At 60.9% G+C, this 16,933-nt stretch carries 19 protein-coding genes; 6 read left to right on the forward strand and 13 right to left on the reverse strand.

Going from position 1 to position 16,933, the window contains the following annotated elements; all coding sequences use genetic code 11:
* Positions 1 to 40 precede the first annotated feature (40 nt).
* The 3 genes from AAD018_RS12440 to AAD018_RS12450 all read left to right on the forward strand — a co-directional run bounded on the left by AAD018_RS12440 (position 41) and on the right by AAD018_RS12450 (position 2,119).
* Positions 41 to 487 carry a phasin family protein gene (locus AAD018_RS12440; protein WP_367314404.1) on the forward strand — a complete coding sequence of 149 codons (447 nt, stop codon included), beginning with the start codon at positions 41 to 43 and terminating at the stop codon, positions 485 to 487.
* Positions 488 to 625: 138 nt separating this feature from the next.
* Positions 626 to 1,162 carry a polyhydroxyalkanoate synthesis repressor PhaR gene (gene phaR / locus AAD018_RS12445; protein ID WP_367314405.1) on the forward strand — a complete coding sequence of 179 codons (537 nt, stop codon included), beginning with the start codon at positions 626 to 628 and terminating at the stop codon, positions 1,160 to 1,162.
* 9 nt (positions 1,163 to 1,171) lie between these two features.
* Positions 1,172 to 2,119: a LysR family transcriptional regulator gene (locus tag AAD018_RS12450; protein WP_367314406.1), complete on the forward strand. Its 948-nt coding sequence runs from the start codon at positions 1,172 to 1,174 to the stop codon at positions 2,117 to 2,119.
* Here AAD018_RS12450 and AAD018_RS12455 read toward each other — a convergent pair.
* Entirely contained in the window at positions 2,116 to 3,318 is a 1,203-nt protein-coding gene (locus tag AAD018_RS12455) for a DegT/DnrJ/EryC1/StrS family aminotransferase (protein WP_367314407.1), read from the reverse strand. The genes AAD018_RS12450 and AAD018_RS12455 overlap by 4 nt on opposite strands.
* Positions 3,319 to 3,592: 274 nt before the next feature.
* Here AAD018_RS12455 and AAD018_RS12460 point away from each other — a divergent pair, with 274 nt between their 5' ends.
* Positions 3,593 to 3,775: a hypothetical protein gene (locus AAD018_RS12460; RefSeq protein ID WP_367314408.1), complete on the forward strand. Its 183-nt coding sequence runs from the start codon at positions 3,593 to 3,595 to the stop codon at positions 3,773 to 3,775.
* Positions 3,776 to 3,802: 27 nt separating this feature from the next.
* Here the strand turns inward: AAD018_RS12460 and AAD018_RS12465 are convergent, their stop codons facing one another.
* The 9 genes from AAD018_RS12465 to AAD018_RS12505 form a co-directional block, all read right to left on the reverse strand.
* Positions 3,803 to 5,155: a glutamine synthetase family protein gene (locus AAD018_RS12465; protein WP_367314409.1), complete on the reverse strand. Its 1,353-nt coding sequence runs from the start codon at positions 5,153 to 5,155 to the stop codon at positions 3,803 to 3,805.
* Positions 5,152 to 5,829 (reverse strand): type 1 glutamine amidotransferase, encoded by a 678-nt coding sequence (locus tag AAD018_RS12470; RefSeq protein ID WP_367314410.1) that lies wholly within the window; start codon positions 5,827 to 5,829, stop codon positions 5,152 to 5,154. The genes AAD018_RS12465 and AAD018_RS12470 overlap by 4 nt, the downstream gene beginning before the upstream one ends.
* Positions 5,830 to 6,033: 204 nt before the next feature.
* Positions 6,034 to 6,831 (reverse strand): ABC transporter permease, encoded by a 798-nt coding sequence (locus tag AAD018_RS12475; RefSeq protein ID WP_367314411.1) that lies wholly within the window; start codon positions 6,829 to 6,831, stop codon positions 6,034 to 6,036.
* Positions 6,828 to 7,694: an ABC transporter permease gene (locus AAD018_RS12480; RefSeq protein ID WP_367314412.1), complete on the reverse strand. Its 867-nt coding sequence runs from the start codon at positions 7,692 to 7,694 to the stop codon at positions 6,828 to 6,830. Before AAD018_RS12480 ends, AAD018_RS12475 begins: the two co-directional genes overlap by 4 nt.
* A gap of 3 nt (positions 7,695 to 7,697) precedes the next feature.
* The gene (locus tag AAD018_RS12485; RefSeq protein WP_367314413.1) at positions 7,698 to 8,513 is read right to left on the reverse strand and encodes an alpha/beta fold hydrolase; all 816 of its coding nucleotides are present in this window, start codon (positions 8,511 to 8,513) and stop codon (positions 7,698 to 7,700) included.
* Positions 8,514 to 8,549: 36 nt separating this feature from the next.
* Positions 8,550 to 9,272: a transporter substrate-binding domain-containing protein gene (locus AAD018_RS12490; RefSeq protein ID WP_367314414.1), complete on the reverse strand. Its 723-nt coding sequence runs from the start codon at positions 9,270 to 9,272 to the stop codon at positions 8,550 to 8,552.
* Between the two features lie 48 nt (positions 9,273 to 9,320).
* Positions 9,321 to 10,097 (reverse strand): ABC transporter ATP-binding protein, encoded by a 777-nt coding sequence (locus tag AAD018_RS12495; protein ID WP_367314415.1) that lies wholly within the window; start codon positions 10,095 to 10,097, stop codon positions 9,321 to 9,323.
* Between the two features lie 61 nt (positions 10,098 to 10,158).
* A complete protein-coding gene (locus AAD018_RS12500; protein WP_367314416.1) occupies positions 10,159 to 10,923 on the reverse strand; it encodes a phosphate/phosphite/phosphonate ABC transporter substrate-binding protein in 765 nt (254 codons plus the stop codon).
* Positions 10,920 to 11,363: a tellurite resistance TerB family protein gene (locus tag AAD018_RS12505; RefSeq protein ID WP_367314417.1), complete on the reverse strand. Its 444-nt coding sequence runs from the start codon at positions 11,361 to 11,363 to the stop codon at positions 10,920 to 10,922. The genes AAD018_RS12500 and AAD018_RS12505 overlap by 4 nt, the downstream gene beginning before the upstream one ends.
* Positions 11,364 to 11,587: 224 nt before the next feature.
* On the opposite strand from AAD018_RS12505, the gene AAD018_RS12510 reads away from it, so the two are divergent.
* The gene (locus AAD018_RS12510; RefSeq protein ID WP_367314419.1) at positions 11,588 to 12,355 is read left to right on the forward strand and encodes a MipA/OmpV family protein; all 768 of its coding nucleotides are present in this window, start codon (positions 11,588 to 11,590) and stop codon (positions 12,353 to 12,355) included.
* A 119-nt stretch (positions 12,356 to 12,474) separates the two neighbouring features.
* On the opposite strand, the gene AAD018_RS12515 is transcribed toward AAD018_RS12510, so the two are convergent.
* The 3 genes from AAD018_RS12515 to secG form a co-directional block, all read right to left on the reverse strand.
* Complete coding sequence (locus AAD018_RS12515) at positions 12,475 to 13,341, reverse strand: PhzF family phenazine biosynthesis protein (RefSeq protein WP_367314420.1); 867 nt, start codon at positions 13,339 to 13,341, stop codon at positions 12,475 to 12,477.
* Position 13,342: 1 nt separating this feature from the next.
* A complete protein-coding gene (locus AAD018_RS12520) occupies positions 13,343 to 14,986 on the reverse strand; it encodes a CTP synthase (RefSeq protein WP_367314421.1) in 1,644 nt (547 codons plus the stop codon).
* 159 nt (positions 14,987 to 15,145) lie between these two features.
* Entirely contained in the window at positions 15,146 to 15,505 is a 360-nt protein-coding gene (gene secG, locus AAD018_RS12525) for a preprotein translocase subunit SecG (RefSeq protein ID WP_367314422.1), read from the reverse strand.
* Between the two features lie 129 nt (positions 15,506 to 15,634).
* On the opposite strand from secG, the gene AAD018_RS12530 reads away from it, so the two are divergent.
* Positions 15,635 to 16,927: an adenylosuccinate synthase gene (locus tag AAD018_RS12530; protein WP_367314423.1), complete on the forward strand. Its 1,293-nt coding sequence runs from the start codon at positions 15,635 to 15,637 to the stop codon at positions 16,925 to 16,927.
* Positions 16,928 to 16,933 lie beyond the last annotated feature (6 nt).

The following is a 16,933-nucleotide window of genomic DNA, read 5'->3' on the forward strand; positions in this document are numbered from 1 at the left end:
TCGAGACCCAATTGAGAGTGGCACCGAAAGGACAACTGATATGACACCCAAGGCACAAGATTACACCGCGATCTTCAAAGACATGATGGGTTCGTTCCCCGTCGATACGAAGGTCATGGAAGATGCGTTCAAGACGCAGGCAACCCTCAACGAGAAGATGAGCCACGTTGCTCTGGATGCAGCCGAGAAGTCGACCGAGATCTCCTCGAAGTGGACGAAAGAGACCCTCGCCAAGATGGGCTCGCTCACCGCTGCGAAATCCGAGCCTGCTGACTATGCCAAGTCGATGACCGACTTTGCCTCCAGCTGGGCCGAGAGCGCATCCGAGCACATGGCTGCCTTCGCTGAAGTCGCGAAGAAAGTTCAGATGGAAACCGTCGAGTTGATGCTTGCCGCTGGCAAGGACATGTCCGAGGACATGACGTCGATGGCCAAGAAGACCACGAACGAAATGACTGCCGCTGCCAAGAAGGCTGCTGCGAAGTAACGATTGCCTCATCTCCATCGCCTTCCCGATGGTGATGTCTACTGGGCGAGCCTTGCGGCTCGCCCTTTCTTTTTGGGCGAGGCGCGCTTAGGCTTGCTGCAATGCCGCAAAGATCGGCAGTCGTTTGGGGGGAGTATCTTGGCAGAGACCAACAAACCGTTGCTGATAAAGCGTTATGCCAGTCGACGGCTTTATAACACCGAGACGTCCGACTACGTGACGCTCGAGGATATTGCGGGCTTTATCCGGGACGGACGCGAGGTTCAGATTGTGGATCTCAAATCCGGAGACGATCTGACTCGGCAATATTTGCTTCAGATCATTGCAGAACACGAATCTCGCGGAGAAAGCGTGCTGCCGGTCGGAGTGCTGAACGATCTGGTGCGCAGCTACTCAACGCAGGCCGCATCGGTCGTGCCGCAGTTTTTGGCGATGAGCTTTGACATGCTGCGCGACGGTCAGTCGAAGATGATGGAAAACATGAATCCGATGGCGAAAATGCCGGGCTATGATGCGATGCGCGCGCAGCAGGAAGCGTTCATGAAGGCGATGACCGGGGGACTGATGGGCAGTTCGGGTCCGCAGATGGAGAGCGATGACGATGCGACCGAGCTGGACGAGATCAAGAAGCAGCTTGCGGAGTTGCAGAGCAAGCTTTCGCGGATGAGCAAGTAAGCCCGATTGATGGCAGACGGGCCAGGACGGATCACCCTTTGGGGCGTCGAGGTTTTCGTGGCGACTGCGGAGGAAGCCTCGATCTCGGCGGCGGCGCGTCGACTGGGATCGTCTCCGGCGACGGTATCCCAGCAGATCACGAACCTCGAAGGCGTTCTTGGGACGGTGCTTCTGGATCGGTCGACCCGGCCGATCAGTCCGACGGCGGCGGGGCAGCTTTTCCTAAGACGGGCCAATGCGATCCTGAACGAGGCGGCCTTGGCACGAGCCGAACTCGCCTCTGCCGATTATACTCGTATGACGCGCCTGCGGCTCGGGATCGTCGAGGATTTCGACGCTGAGGTCACGCCGCGTTTGCTGGCAGGCATGGCGGAGACGATGCCCGATTGCCAGTTCCTGCTGGAGACCGGAGCGTCGCACCGATTGCTTGATCTGCTGGATCAACGGGCACTGGATATTGCGGTTGTGGCTGAGGGCGGGGCGCTCCCCGACTGGGTCGAGGTCCATCCGCTGCTTGCCGAGCCCTTCATCGCGGCGGTTCCGAAAGGTGCGGGGTCTGAGATGCTTCGGGACATGCCGCTGATCTCTTATACGACACGGCACCTGATGGGCCGTCAGATTGCGGCGCATCTCAAAAGCCAGCAACTGAACTTCTCGCACCGGTTCGAGCTGGACAGCTACCATGCGATCCTTGCGATGGTGGCGGAGGGGACGGGCTGGTCCATCCTGACCCCGCTGGGATGGCTCAGGGCGTCGCGGTTTCGCGACAAGGTGGATGTGATGCCTTTGCCATTCGGGACCCTGTCGCGGCGGATATCGCTGATGGCGCGGAAAGATCTGCTCGGCAGCGTGCCCGGATGGGTTTCAGGCGACCTGCGTTCGCAGATAGCTGATGCGATCGTGGCTCCGACGACGCAGGAGATGCCGTGGCTGCGCGATACGATGCGGGTTCTTTAGGCCACGTTCCTTTCGTCGGTCCGTACTGCCTCGCGCATCGCGTCGATCAGAATGTCAGCGATGGCGTCGCACTCCTCGAGCGTTAGACGGGCCGGAAGCCTTACGTCACAGGCTTTCTTCAGCATGGCGCGTGTCGCGGGCAGATCAGGCAGGTCCCCTAGGAACTGCCAGTTCCAGAAGGCACGGGCATTGTCCGTGCTTTGACCGAAGATCTGCACTTTGACCCCGCGGGCGGCAGCGGTGCCCGCGAAGGCCGTTTGCTGATCCGGCGTCAGGCCGACAAGATTGAACTGTAGCGAATCCGGAGCGCGCTGTTCCTGGGGCAGAGGCGGCGGGACGTGGAAGCCGGGTTCTGCAGAAAGGCGGGCCGCAACATAGTCGTGGTTCCGAAGACCATCGCGGACCCTGCGCGGGATCTCGGCCAGTTGCGGGCGGATGATGGCTGCCGAGAGGTTCGACAGACGAAGATTGTAGAGGGGGAGCTGGTTCTGCCAGCGGCTCAGCGCCTCGGTCAGTGATGCGTCCTGCGCGTGCTTCTTCCACATATGCTCGTAGGCGCCGGACATGATGATCGCGCGGGCGACGAGATTGGCATCGTCGGTGATCAGGATCCCGCCTTCGCCTGCGTTTACCATCTTATAGGACTGAAAGCTGAAACATCCGATTTGGCCTATCGTGCCGATCTTTCGACCAGTCCAAAGCGTGCCAAGGGAATGCGCCGCATCCTCGATCACCGGGAGCCCTGCGGCATCGCAGAGCCCCATGATCGCGTCCATGTCCGACGTATGGCCGCGCATATGGCTAATGAGCACTGCGTCGGCCTGCGGTAGCTTTGCGGCGAAGTCTTCCAGATCGATACGGTAGTTGTCGCCGCACTCTACGAGAACCGGGATGCAGTCTGCGTGAACGACCGCGGACGGGACTGCGGCGAAGGTGAAGGCGGGGATAAGTATGCGGGCATTCTGCTTTAGATCCAATGCCTTGAGCGAAAGGAAAAGTGCGGCTGAACAGGAGGAGACCGCGAGTGCATAGCGAGTGCCCATCAGGTCCGCGAATTCCGACTCCAAGAGGGAAACCGGGGCTTTTTCATTGGCAGTATAGCGGAAAAGATCGCCGGTCCGAAGCAAGCTTTCGATCGCCGACTGGGCGGATGCCGGGATCGGTTCGGCCGTATGGACATCGGGGACTGCGCGGTTCATTTCATATTATCCGAATATAATTTTCGGATATATTAACTTATGTGGCTGTGGGTGACTAGACCTTTTGCTCGCGTTGCAGCGTGCGCGGTTATCGAGCAGAGCAATGCCTGCCCGAGTTTGAACTGAAATGAGCGATGCGAACCGGCTTATGCCATGCTGGCCTTCTTCGAAGCTATCTCGTTTCTGTGATCGAAAGGGCTGAGCACGTGACGTGAAACCGTCTGATCCCACTCTAAATACAGATTAGGATTCTCAATTTCCGATGGAGGTGTCGATGACCGTTTCTCTTAAGAGTTTGCTTGTTGCGGGTTTGATGCTTGGGCTGGCAGCTTGTGGATCGACGGGTCAGACCGGGCTTTCGGGTAATGCAGCGACGTCCAGAGGCTTTGATGACGACGGGCGTGATCGGCACAATCGGACGGCGGAGGATAACAGCGAGGACGGCGTCGAGATCTGAGAGCAGGCGCGTTCAACGTCTGTTTCGTCAGACGTTGAGAAGCAGGTGCTCTCGCTCCCAGGGGGAGATGACCTGCAGGAATTCGTCGTATTCGGCGCGCTTCACGATAGAGTAGACGCGTGCGAATTCCGGGCCGAGGATTTCCTGCATCGCCGCGCTACTGTCAAACGCATCGAGCGCCGCGAAAAGCCCCCGGGGAATGTCCTCCTCGGCATCGTAGGCATCGCCTCTAAATTCCGCGCCCGGGTCGGTTTTCTCGAGCATTCCCAGATAGCCTGTCGCGAGCGATCCTGCGATCCCCAGATAGGGATTGCAGTCCATTCCGGCGAGGCGATTTTCCACGCGGCGCGCGTCCGGACCTGAGACAGGAATACGGATCGCGGTCGTGCGATTGTCGCGGCCCCATTCAAGATTGATTGGAGCGGCGTGATCCTTCACGTAGCGGCGATAGCTGTTCACGTAAGGGGCGAGTAGGGCGACGACCGAGGGCAGGTGCTTTTTCATCCCGCCGATAAAGTGGTGAAAGGCCGGTGTTTCGGTCGTGCCGTCAGAGAAGATGTTCCGACCCTCGGCGTCGAGGACGGAGTGATGGATATGCATGGCCGATCCAGGCTCTCCCTCGATGGGCTTGGCCATGAATGTGGCGAAACAGTTATGTTTGAGTGCGGCCTCGCGGATGAGCCGTTTGAAGTAGAAGACTTCGTCGGCCAGATAGACCGGGTCGCCGTGGCGCAGGTTGATCTCGACCTGACCGGCGCCGCCTTCCTGGGTGATGCCGTCGATTTCGAAGCCCTGCGCCTCGGCGAAATCGTAGATATCGTCGATGACGGGTCCGTATTCGTCGACGGCTGACATCGAATAGGCCTGACGCGCCGCAGCGGGTCGACCGGAGCGGCCCATCATGGGTTGGATCGCGGCGGCAGGATCGATGTTGCGCGCGACAAGGTAGAACTCCATTTCTGGGGCGACGATCGGGGTCCAGCCCTTGTCCGCATAGAGCTGACAGACGCGTTTTAGGACGTTTCGCGGGGCGAACGGGACGGGTGTGCCATCGTGGTTGTAGGCGTCGTGGATGACCTGCAGCGTCCAGTCGCCCGTCCAGGGCGCAGCGGTTGCGGTGGCCATGTCGGGCCTCAGGACCATGTCGGGTTCGGTAAAGCCCCCATCGCCCGCAGCTTCGCCCCAGCCGCCGGTGATCGTCTGAAAGAAGATGGAATTGGGCAGGAAGAATTCGGTCTGACGCTCGAATTTCGACGCCGGGACGGCTTTGCCTCGGGCGATGGCGGCAAGATCGGGGATCATGCATTCGACCTCGTCGAGGCGCTGGCCTGCAAGATATCGCTGGGCGGCGTCGGGAAGGGTCTGCGTCCAGTGGGTCATCGGGGGGCCTTGAAATGAGCGGCCATGCGCGTCGCAATGGCTGCGGTGTCGAGGGGAACGTTTAGGGTTCTCTCGGCGGCGTCGAGCTGAACTTCCGGGACGATGCCGCGGCCGCGATGGGTGATAAGGCCGCGAATGGTGTCCGGGTCGAACTCCGGATGCGGCTGAAGCGTGAGGATCTGGTCGCCATAGGTCAGCACGGCGTTGGCGCAGAAGTCGTTATGGCCGATGACCTCGGCGTTCGGTGGAATCTGCGTCACCTGATCCTGGTGCCAGGCGTTGATATGATGGGTCTGTCCGTCGATGTGGTAGGGCTGACGCCCGATGGACCAGCCGCCGGAGAATTTCTCGACTTTGCCGCCAAGGGCCTGGGCGATGATCTGATGGCCGAAGCAGATGCCGATCATGGGTTTGCCTGCCGCGCGGATCGCGCGGATCAGATTCTCGAGAGGGGCGATCCAGGGCAGGGGCTCGTAGGCGCCGTGTTTGGAGCCGGTGATGAGCCAGCCATCGGCGTCGTCAGGACTCTCTGGAAATGTGCCATCGACGACACTCCAAGTGGCGAAGGTGAAACCCTGACCGCCGAGAAGACGCTGGAAGAAATCGGTGTAATCCCCGTGGGTTGGGCGGATTTCGTCGGGAGCGTGGCCGGTTTGGAGAATGCCGATCTTCATTGGAGGCCTTCGTTCTTTTGGTGGGTACTAGCATGGAGGCGCTGCCCCCGCCACTGCACTGCAAGCGATGTTTTTTGGTCCCTCGTTGCCAGGATTGGCTCGCCGAGTGTGTCATCCAGCGCTCCTTTCGTCTTTGGCCTCCGAGGCGAGATGACGAGCGGGCGTTTGGGGTGGGCAGAGATGCGAGCCGCGGGGCGGCTCGCGCTAGCGCAGGATCATCATGCGGGGGCGTTTGGGGGCCTGTGGCAGGTGACGGTTCAGGCGACGGTTCATCCATCCCATCAGGGTGATGATCGTCAGCGTCAGCAGTATGAAATAGCCCGCGAGGATCGGGTAGGGCACGAAGGGATTGAAGGTCTTATCGGCGAAGTAGCTTGCATAATAAAGCGCATCGCCGCGCTGCTGCGAGGCGGGGAAGCCGGAGAAGAAGACCAGTGTCGTGGCGTGAAAAAGGAAGATGGCTTCGTTAATATAGGCGGGCCAGGCGAGGCGGAGCATGGTGGGCCAGACGATGCGGGTGAAGCGTTTGAGGCCTGTGAAGCCGTAAGCGTCGGCTGCCTCTATCTCCCCGCGCGGGATGGTGCGCAGGGCGCCGTGGAAGATCTCGGCTGAATAGGCGGAGGTGTTCAGGAAAAGCACGATGGCCGCGCCCGCCCATGCGCTGGTCAGCCAGTCAGGTCCGATCCCGGCTTGTCTGAGGCGCAGGAAGAGAAAATAGGCGAGGAAGAACTGGATGAAGAGCGGGGAGCCGCGAAAGAGCAGGATAAAGCCCCGGCTGAGGGCCCGGATCGGGGGCAGGCGGCTTTCCTTGCCCAAGGCGAGTGCCGTCGCGAGGATGAACCCGGCCAAGAGCGCGACCAGACCGAAATAGATGTTCCAGATCAGCCCCGAGCCGATCAGTGTGAACTGTTGGCAAAGAGTAAAGTCGTCTCGCGGCAAAAGACGCTCTCCGATCCCCAGTGAGCGCAATCCGTAGGCCTGGATCGTTTCGAGACAGGTCATGAGGCGGCTCTGGCTCCGAAGGCCTGGCCATGGGTGAGGCGTGCCATCAGGCGTTCGAGGGCGGCTTCGGAGACCTTGGTAAAGGCGAGGTAGAAGACGAGCAGGAAAAGGAAATACCAGAGCCGCCAATCTCCGTGCGGGTAGTCTGTGAAGCGCGGTGTCTTCGCCCCGCCAAGCTCGCGCGCCCAGTAGACGATGTCTTCGACGCCCAGCAGGAACAGAAGCGGCGTGGCCTTGATTAGGACCATCCAGAGATTGCCGAGACCGGGAAGGGCATAGACCCACATTTGCGGCACGAGGATGCGCCAGAATGTCTGGCGCGGGGTCATGCCATAGGCCTGAGCGGTTTCGATCTGGGCGCGGGGAACGGCCCGCATGGCGCCGTAGAGGACATTGGCCGCAAAGGCGCCGAAGACGATCGCGAAGGTCAGGACAGCGATCAGGAAGCCGTAGATTTCGTGGACCCATTGCGGAGACGAGGAGAGTGGCAGCTTGGCGGCCGAGCAGACGACGAAATCATTGCCTTGCCGGATGGGCTGTTCCCAGTCGGGACAGAGGATCTGGTGCCGGATCCATTCGAAGCCCTGATCGAGGGCGATGACGAAGAAGAGGAAGAAGGCGATATCGGGAATGCCGCGGACGATGGCGATATAGGTCTTGCCGATCCAGCTGAGCGGGGCTGGGCCGCGCGCGGCCATGGCTCCGAGAAACCCGAAGGCGAGGGCGGCCGGTGCGGTGATTGCGAGCAGAAGCAGGACCGTTCCGAAGCTGGCATAGAACACCATGTGCTTCCCGGTGGTCAGGTAGCACGCCAGCCAGCGAGCTCCTTCGAGCGTGCTGGGATCGGCGCAGAAGGAGAACATCGGCTACATATCCTCGAGCGCGTCGCGCAGGGTGCGCTCGACCGTGGCGGGATCTTCGAGCTGCGGCAGGTGACCAAGGCCGGGCAGTTCGGTCAGATCGGCACCCATAGCGCTGGCAAGCGCTTTGCCGCGGGAAAGGGGGATCCAGGGATCATCCTTACCCCAAAGGATGCGCACCGGGCATCGCGCCTTGTCGAAGTCCGGCTCGACCTCTGCCGTGTACCGTTCGTCAGCCATGGCAAACTGAGCGTAGAAGGCGTCTTTGCCCGTTTCGGAGAGCCAAGGCGCGGCCAGCTGCGCGCGGTCGCCTGGGTCGATCTCGTGCGCGAGCGCACCGCCAATATAGGCGTTGACGAGAGCGGCATGGATATGCGGCGGCAGGCCGGTAAAGGCGTCCACATGGCGACCGACATGATCGAAGAACTCCGATCCCCAAGGTCTCATCGCGACGACGTTCATCAGAATCCAACCCGCAAAATCGCGACCGTGAAGGAGATGTGAGCGAAGCGTCACCGCGCCACCAAAGTCATGGGCGACGACAAGCGGGCGCTCTAGCTCCCAGGCGTCGAGCATTTCGCCGAAGACCTCGCCTTGGACATCGATGGAGGCGGAGCGGGGTCCGCCCATCTGGGATCGGCCAAAGCCCGGCATGTCGTACCAATGGACGCGGTAGCGCTCGGCGAGCGCGGGAATGATGCGGTGCCAAGCGAAGGAGGACCACGGCCAGCCATGGGCGAGCACCAGATCCGGTCCATGACCGGTCCGACCAGCGGCAACCGTGCCGGCTGAAGTCTCGTGCTGCTGGTCAAGTGTCCACATGGGAAAAGGGGAGCGCCGGAACGCTCCCCGATGGCTTTATTCGAAGACGAGAGCGTCGTCTCCAAACCACTCTTTGATCAGGGCATTGAGCGAGCCGTCGTCTTTCATCGACTGGATGGCGGCATCGAGCGTTTCGCGTAGCTCTCCATCGGATTCGCGGATCCCGGCGCCCAGCCCGCCGCCGAGGGGCACGTCGTCTCCGACAAAAGCCATCTCGGCATCCTCGTCCACGATCGGCACGAGGAAGTCTTTGTCGGCGAAGACGGCATCGGCCTCTCCGTTGCGAACGGCTGCGACGGTCTCGTCGGGGGTTGCAAACTCCAGAAGTGTGGCACCGGAGGCGGCGACATGAGCCGCTTGAATGGTGTTGACCTGAGCGGCCACGACGCCACCTTCAAGATCTGCATCCTCGCTGAGCGCCGCATAGGCGGAGGCTGCGGGCGGCACGTAGTTCTGGGTGAAGTCGATAACCTCGTCACGCTCGTCGGTGATCGACATGCCGGCCATGATCACGTCGTAGTTGCTGGAGACGAGGTTGGGGATGATGCTGTCCCAATCGTTCGTCACCCATTCGCAGGTCAGGTTGGCGCGGGCACACAGCTCGTCGCCCAGGACACGCTCAAAGCCTGCGACCTCGCCGTTGTCGTCGAGGAAATTATAGGGAGGGTATGCGCCCTCGGTTCCGAGGCGGACAACGTCCTGAGCCAGAGCAGCGGTGCCTGCAAACGCAATCGCGGTCGTCAGTAGCAGCTTTTTCATGAGTGTGTTCCCTGTGGTTTATTGATGTTGATGGGTGTGGATAGCGTCTCAGGCGGCGAGCGTCGAGGAGAGGAAGCCGCGCAGACGGTCTGTCTTGGGATCGGTAAAGAGCCGGGCAGGGGCGCCCTGTTCCTCGATCCGGCCTTGGTGGAGGAAGACGACATGGTCCGACACGTCGCGAGCCATCTTCATGTCGTGGGTGACGAGAATCATGGTGCGGCCCTCTTCGGCGAGCGCCTGAATGACGCGGACGACCTCCTGCTCCAGCTCTGGATCGAGGGCCGAAGTGGGTTCATCAAAGAGAAGGGCCTTAGGCTCCATGCACAGGGCGCGGGCAATGGCGGCGCGCTGCTGCTGACCGCCTGAAAGCTGGGCGGGAAAGGCATCGGCCTTGTCGCCTATGCCGACCTTATCGAGATAGGCGCGAGCCGCCGGTTCAACCTCGGCCCGGTCGCGACCGAGCACGGTGAGCGGGGCTTCCATAACGTTCTGCAGGATCGTCATATGAGCCCAGAGGTTGAACTGCTGAAACACCATCGAGAGGTTGGTGCGGATGCGCATGACCTGCTTTCGGTCGGACGGATGTCTGCCCGCGCCGGTGCCCTTCCAAGAGACGGGCTCACCGCAAAAGAGGATGTCGCCTTGCTGGCTGTCCTCAAGCAGATTGGCGCACCGCAGGAGCGTGGACTTGCCTGATCCGGAGGAGCCGATGAGAGAGACGACATCACCCTTGCGGGCCGTGATGTCGACGCCCTTGAGGACTTCGAGCTGGCCATAGCTCTTGTGGAGATCACGGATCTCGATCACGGGCGCGGTGTCGGTCAAGGGTGGTCCGGACGTTTGGTTTCAGCGGCAGAGTAGGGCGCAGATCGTCCCGGATTGCAAGTCAGCAGGTGCTCTGTTGCCCTTGCGTTTCAGGAGGATCCGGCAGCGGGAGATCGTATGCCTCGAGGTCAGGCACAACCAATCCGCGAATACCAAGATTTACGCGATGCGCGTCCGGCAGGGTCTCGATCGCCTGGCTGATCGCCTTGCGCAACGGCGCGACTGCGTCAGGCCGGGCGGTGATGAGGCTCTGACCAGGCGAGGTATCGGTTTGTCCGATGATATGAAGACCGTCGGTTTCGCCTCTTCGTTCGAGCATGTTCCAGGTAATTGCATCGATCGCCGCAATATCCGCGCGGCGCTCCTTTAGCGCGCGCACGCTTTCGGCATGGGCTCCGGTCTCTGTCACATTTGCAAAATGCGTGCCGTGTCGTTTCGCCCAAAGCTGAGGGGCGCCATAGCCGGATTGCGATAGCGTCTCGTTGCAGACAAAACGTGCATTCACGAGGGCGAGCGAATCCTTAACCGTCGGATCATGCGTGACGAAATAGCTGTAATAATAGCCGGGCGGCGCATCGGGCAGGCCGTAATCAAGGAGGCCGACGATATGGACTTTGCCCCTAAGCTTGGCGCGATAGGGCAGATTGCAGATCTGGCCGAGCAATAGATCGGGGCTAGTCCAGCCGGTCCAGATATCGAGATCATGAGAGAGCGTATTGGGGGGATCAAGTCCGCCTGCATTCAGATTATCGCGGATCAGGGACCATAAGGTATCATGAGCGGCCCGGTTTTCGGGCCGAAGATACATCGGCAGAGCGGCGATCAAATGCGGCGGGCCTCCACCCGTTGACGGGCGAGCGCGCTGTCCTGATCGGTGACGCCCAGCATCGGGGCGACCATGCGGAGCAGCGCATCCTCGTGATCGTCGCGTTCGCCGTCGGCCAGAACCACGTCCCAAAGGGCCTCGAGCACTGCCTCGCGATCCTCGTATGCCACGGTTTCCTTGATCGCCTTCGTGAAACGCACGGTGTCCGGCGCCTCGTGTTCGATCCGCTCGCAATCGGCGCGCAGCTGGGCCGCCTCGACGGGATTAAGATCGTACCGGCGGGCGAGGATGCGATCGATCCGCGCAATCTCTGTCGCATCATAGGTGCCATCGGATTTCGCGATCCGAACGAGAAGGGCACCCAGAGCGAGGCGGGCGTCCAGCTCGGGCAGGGGGGCGGGGTCCGGCGCGGTCAGGCGCTTGAGAAAATCGGCAAACATGAGAATGGGTATAGGGCGCGGACCTATCTTGGGAAAGGCCAGGATGCGGGATTGATGCGCTTGAATTAGCCAATCACAGCTATCTGAAATCTTTACCTGATTTAAATGTGTCACAGGTTAGGCAAGACGTGATCGGTCTGAGGAGTGTTGGGCCTTGATCGGTTTCAATTCGCAGCTAACTTGCGGACTAGGCGTGGCACTCGCGTCTTACGGGAGCGATTCGAATGAAAAGAGCCGGGGCTCTTATTGGGGCGATCCTTTGGATCCCCGCTGGCGCATTTGCGCAATCGTCGCCCGATACGGGGGCCGGCGTTGAATTTTCCTTTGGAGCGGGCGTTCAGGTCCGTCCGGAATATTTCGGCTCGGACGAGTACGAGACGCAGCCCGATTTCAAGCTGTCGCTAGAAGAGGTCCGCTTCGGCAATGGACGCTCCTTTGGCGGCGATCCGGCGGATGGCCTAAGCTTTCGCGGCTCGTTCCGATCGATCGGGGAGCGCGATTCAGACGATTTCGGTGAATTGGACGGGCTGGACGATATTGACCGTGCACTCGAGTTGGGGTTCGGCATTGTCTACACACAGCCGGGCTACGAGGTCTTCGCCGATTTGCGACAGGGTTTTGGCGGGCATGAGAGCCTTGTTGGCGAGGTTGGTGCGGACGCGATCCTGCGGCCGACGGATCAGCTGAGTATGTCTGTTGGCCCTCGGGTTTTCTTTGGGTCTGATGATTATGCGGAGACCTATTTCGGTATCACCGAGGAAGAGGCTGCTGCTTCCGACTTCGATGCGTTCGATCCTGAAGGCGGTGCGCTGTCCGCAGGTTTGGAAGTTGGCGTGAGCTATCGCTTCAATGACCGCTGGTCCGTCGATGGGGCGGTGGCCTATGACCGCTACCTCGGCGATGCCGCCGACAGCCCGATCATGGAAGAAGGCAGCGAAGACCAATATACGGCCCGCGTCGGTCTGGTGCGGACATTCTCCTTCGGCTTCTGAAGCGCAGGCTGCCTAGAGGAGGCGCCTAACGGCGCCAATTGGTTTTATCGCGTTCGGGCCACGCAGGCCTTGGGGGCGTTGCCCCCAAACCCCCAGGATATTTCGAAGGCAAAGAACGATCAGGTTGCCGGAGAGACAATGGCGCCTGTCGCTATGGGGACCGCGTGTCCAGCCACCCTGACTGAAACGAGATCTTTGCCTGTGACACGGGCGGTAACGTCGATCTGACTTGGCCTACCCATTTCGATGCCTTGGCGGAGCTGAAATCGGCTTTCGCCCTCGGGCAGACCTGTCGTTTCGAGCAGATGCGCCATGAGGATCGCGCTGGCCGAGCCTGTCGCAGGATCTTCTGGGATGCCTGCGGTTGGGGAGAACATGCGAGCCCGATATCCACCAGCCTCGGTGATGTAGAGATATCCGCTGTCGATGCCGCACTCCGTCATCAGTGCAGACCAGTGCGGCTCGATCGGGCGGGCGCGTGCGAGCGCGTCCGGACCTGACAGCTGCGTGAACAGGAAGGCCGGGCCGCCGGTGCCGACCCTCGGCGTGGTGGAGGCGAGATCGACGGGCGCAAGATCCAGAGCTTGCGCCAGAAGAGACCGGTCGACCTTGGCGTCGGTCAGGCGCGGCGGGATCGGAGCGGTGAACTCCGCGCGGCCATCGTTGATCGTGACTGGAACGAGACCTGCCTCTTCTTCGAGCCGGATCTCGGATGCGCCGCTCTGTGCGGCCAGATGCAGCGCGCAGCCGATCGTGGGGTGACCTGCGAAGGGGATCTCTGTGGTTGGAAAGAAAATTCGCACGTGCGCGCTGTTCGCCGGATCGCGGGGCGCCATCACGAAGATCGTCTCGGAAAGGTTGAACTCGCGCGCGATGGTCTGCATTTGCGCAGTTGTCAGCGCGTCTGCCTCGGTGACGATGGCAAGCGGGTTTCCGGAAAAGGGGGTCTTCGTAAAGACGTCGTAGATGTGATAGGACAGGTCCACCTTAGACCAGCCGGGACGTGTCGACGGCAGCGCGGACGAAATCGGCGAAAAGCGGATGCGGTGCAAAGGGTTTGGATTTGAGTTCGGGGTGAAACTGCACGCCGATGAACCACGGATGGTCCGACCATTCGACGATTTCAGGCAGGCGTCCGTCCGGGCTCATCCCCGAGAAGCACAGTCCTTCTTTTTCGAGCTTGTCGCGATATTTGATGTCGACTTCATAGCGGTGGCGGTGGCGTTCCTCGATTGCGGTTTTGCCATAGACCTCCGCCACTTTGGAGCCGTCCTGAAGCGTCGCGTTATAGGCCCCGAGTCGCATCGTGCCGCCTTTATCGTCGAGCACATCGCGGGCGATCTTTTGGTTGTCCTTGATCCATTCCTTGAGGTGGAAGATGACCGGCTCGAACCGCTCCTTGCCCGCCTCGTGGTCGAATTCCTGCGATCCGGCATTGGTCAGGCCCGCGACGTTGCGGGCCGCCTCGATCACCGCCATCTGCATGCCAAGGCAGATGCCCAGATAGGGGATATTGCGGGTCCGGGCGAATTCGGCGGCCTTGATCTTGCCTTCGGTGCCGCGTTCGCCAAAGCCGCCGGGGACGAGGATGGCATGGAAACCTTCGAGATGGGGCGCGGCGTCCTCACGTTCGAAAAGCTCTGCATCGACCCATTCGATGCGGACTTTGACGCGGTTGGCCATGCCGCCATGGGTCAGCGCCTCGGCGATGGACTTATAAGCATCCTCAAGCTGGGTATATTTACCGACGATGGCCACCCGGACCTCGCCTTCGGGGTTGTGGATGCGGTCGGCGACGTCTTCCCAGACCCTCAGATCAGGCTTTGGCGCCGGGCTGATCTGGAAGGCGTCGAGAACCGCCTGATCAAGGCCTTCCTTGTGATAGGCCAGCGGCGCCTCGTAGATTGATTTGAGGTCCATTGCAGCAATGACGCTGTCTGGCCGCACATTGCAAAAGAGCGCCAGTTTCTCGCGTTCTTTTTGGGGGATGGGCCGTTCAGACCGGCAAACCAGCACATCCGGTGCGATGCCGATCGAGCGCAGTTCTTTGACGGAGTGCTGGGTTGGTTTCGTCTTGAGCTCTCCCGATGCCGCGATCCACGGCAGGAGCGTCAGGTGCATGAAGATACATTGGCCGCGCGGCTTGTCCTGCGAAAATTGGCGGATCGCCTCGAAGAAGGGCAGACCCTCGATATCGCCGACGGTGCCGCCGATCTCGCAGAGCATGAAATCGACTTCATCTTCGCCGATGCGGATGAAATCCTTAATCTCGTTGGTGACATGCGGGATCACTTGGATGGTTTTGCCGAGATAATCGCCGCGGCGCTCTTTCTCGAGGACGTTGGAATAGACCCGGCCCGAAGAAATGGAGTCGGTGGCGCGGGCAGCTACGCCGGTGAACCGTTCGTAATGGCCGAGATCGAGGTCGGTTTCCGCGCCGTCATCGGTGACGAAGACTTCCCCATGTTCGAAAGGCGACATCGTTCCGGGATCGACATTGAGATAAGGATCGAGCTTGCGCAGGCGGACAGTATAGCCGCGAGCCTGAAGAAGCGCGCCCAGGGCCGCCGAGGCGAGCCCTTTTCCGAGCGACGAGACTACGCCGCCGGTAATGAAGATGAAGCGCGCCATATATCCGGATGCTCCCGTGAGTGCCAATTCGATCGTTTTGCGCAGGGCCGGAGAGACCCAACACTGCGCGGTATCACGGGATTTAAGTGTTACGGGATTCGGGGACTAGCCGCAAGATGATGCGTCCGATTAATCGCCCCGCCGCAAACTCTTGTGGTGCTAGTCGAGCGTCGGTGTAAGCGGAGCGCCTGCATCCGACGAAGAGGGGGGCAGCAGGTCCTGACCGGTCGGCAGCGTTTCCTCTGCCTCGGTTGGGACGGGCACGTCTCTTAGCCGGTCCACAACAGAGGCACCTGCTGTCTGTTGCGCCGCGACGATAGTCAGCGTGATCGAAGTTGCGATAAAGGCCACGGCGAGGGCCCAAGTGACCTTGCTCAGTGCGGTTGTGCCCGAGCGGCCCGCGGTATTCCCACCGCCGCCCCCAATTCCAAGACCGCCACCTTCGGAACGCTGAAGCAGCACCACGCCGATCAGGCTCAGCGCGAGCAGGAGGTGGACGATGAGGATGACGTTTTCCATGGGGATCCGTAACGCTTTGGTTTGGGGCGAGATAGGCCATCGCAGCGACCGCTGCAACCCGCGCGATTGGTGCTTTCCGGCGACGTTGCGGCTCTTTAAGAGGGGCGCGGGACAAGAAGGAGAGACCGGATGGCCAATGTCGTCGTCGTCGGCGCCCAATGGGGTGACGAAGGAAAAGGCAAGATCGTCGACTGGCTGAGCGAGCGGGCCGATGTGATCGCTCGCTTTCAAGGCGGGCATAACGCCGGTCATACGCTGGTTATCGAAGGTGAGGTCTTCAAGCTGTCGCTGCTTCCTTCCGGTATCCTTCGCGAGGGCAAGCTGGGCGTAATCGGAAATGGGGTCGTCTTGGACCCCTGGGCCTTGGTGGACGAGATTGACCGGATCGAGAAGCAGGGGGTCACGGTCAGCCCCGAGAACCTGATGATTGCCGAGAATACGCCGCTTATTCTGCCTATTCATGGAGAGCTGGACCGTGCGCGCGAGCAGTCAAATTCCGTCGCTAAGATTGGGACAACCGGGCGCGGGATAGGTCCGGCTTATGAGGACAAGGTTGGACGGCGCGTCATCCGGGTCGCTGATCTGGCGGACGAGACGACGCTTGATGCTCGGCTCGGGCGGCTTTTGGTGCATCACGATGCGCTGCGTCGCGGGCTTGGACTGCCTGAGATTGACCGAGATGCTTTGAAAAGCGCGCTTCTGGAGGTTGCGCCGAAGATCCTGCAATTCGCGGCGCCGGTCTGGAAGGTGCTTGATGAAAAGCGACGGGCGGGCAAGCGGATCCTCTTTGAAGGGGCGCAGGGATCGCTTCTTGATGTGGATTTCGGGACCTATCCGTTCGTTACGTCCTCGACAACGCTTGCGGGGATGGCAGCCAACGGGACGGGACTTGGTCCGGGATCGGTCGGCTTCGTTCTGGGCATCGTAAAGGCCTATACAACACGCGTGGGCGAGGGGCCTTTCCCTTGCGAGCTGGACGACGAGATCGGTCAGCATCTGGCGACAGTCGGGCGCGAAACCGGGACGGTTACGGGCCGGGGGCGGCGCTGCGGCTGGTTCGATGCGGTGCTGGTGCGGCAGACTTGCGCGCTTTCGGGTATGAACGGGATCGCGTTGACCAAGATGGATGTGCTGGACGGGCTGGACGAGCTTAAGATCTGTGTCGGCTACGATCTGGATGGAGAGCGGCTCGATTACCTGCCGACCGCCGCCGAGGCGCAGGCGCGGGTTGTTCCGGTCTACGAGACCATTCCGGGCTGGCAGGAAAGCACTGCCGGTGCCCGCAGCTGGGCCGATCTTCCCGCCGAGGCGATCAAGTACGTGCGACGGATCGAGGAATTGATCCGCTGTCCCGTTGCCCTAGTGTCCACCTCTCCTGAACGGGACGATACGATCCTCGTGACCGATCCGTTCGCTGACTAAGGAGAT

The organism is Aestuariibius insulae (genome assembly GCF_040783535.2).
Taxonomy (GTDB): Bacteria; Pseudomonadota; Alphaproteobacteria; order Rhodobacterales; family Rhodobacteraceae; genus Aestuariibius; species Aestuariibius insulae.

Bases quoted from the DNA above. Each gene is read 5' to 3' on its own strand.
- AAD018_RS12440 (WP_367314404.1), top strand. From the start codon at position 41: ATGACACCCAAGGCACAAGATTACACCGCGATCTTCAAAGACATGATG.
- AAD018_RS12450 (WP_367314406.1), top strand. From the start codon at position 1,172: ATGGCAGACGGGCCAGGACGGATCACCCTTTGGGGCGTCGAGGTTTTC.
- AAD018_RS12455 (WP_367314407.1), bottom strand. From the start codon at position 3,318: ATGAACCGCGCAGTCCCCGATGTCCATACGGCCGAACCGATCCCGGCA.
- AAD018_RS12460 (WP_367314408.1), top strand. From the start codon at position 3,593: ATGACCGTTTCTCTTAAGAGTTTGCTTGTTGCGGGTTTGATGCTTGGG.
- AAD018_RS12465 (WP_367314409.1), bottom strand. From the start codon at position 5,155: ATGACCCACTGGACGCAGACCCTTCCCGACGCCGCCCAGCGATATCTT.
- AAD018_RS12470 (WP_367314410.1), bottom strand. From the start codon at position 5,829: ATGAAGATCGGCATTCTCCAAACCGGCCACGCTCCCGACGAAATCCGC.
- AAD018_RS12475 (WP_367314411.1), bottom strand. From the start codon at position 6,831: ATGACCTGTCTCGAAACGATCCAGGCCTACGGATTGCGCTCACTGGGG.
- AAD018_RS12480 (WP_367314412.1), bottom strand. From the start codon at position 7,694: ATGTTCTCCTTCTGCGCCGATCCCAGCACGCTCGAAGGAGCTCGCTGG.
- AAD018_RS12485 (WP_367314413.1), bottom strand. From the start codon at position 8,513: ATGTGGACACTTGACCAGCAGCACGAGACTTCAGCCGGCACGGTTGCC.
- AAD018_RS12490 (WP_367314414.1), bottom strand. From the start codon at position 9,272: ATGAAAAAGCTGCTACTGACGACCGCGATTGCGTTTGCAGGCACCGCT.
- AAD018_RS12505 (WP_367314417.1), bottom strand. From the start codon at position 11,363: ATGTTTGCCGATTTTCTCAAGCGCCTGACCGCGCCGGACCCCGCCCCC.
- AAD018_RS12510 (WP_367314419.1), top strand. From the start codon at position 11,588: ATGAAAAGAGCCGGGGCTCTTATTGGGGCGATCCTTTGGATCCCCGCT.
- AAD018_RS12520 (WP_367314421.1), bottom strand. From the start codon at position 14,986: ATGGCGCGCTTCATCTTCATTACCGGCGGCGTAGTCTCGTCGCTCGGA.
- secG (WP_367314422.1), bottom strand. From the start codon at position 15,505: ATGGAAAACGTCATCCTCATCGTCCACCTCCTGCTCGCGCTGAGCCTG.
- AAD018_RS12530 (WP_367314423.1), top strand. From the start codon at position 15,635: ATGGCCAATGTCGTCGTCGTCGGCGCCCAATGGGGTGACGAAGGAAAA.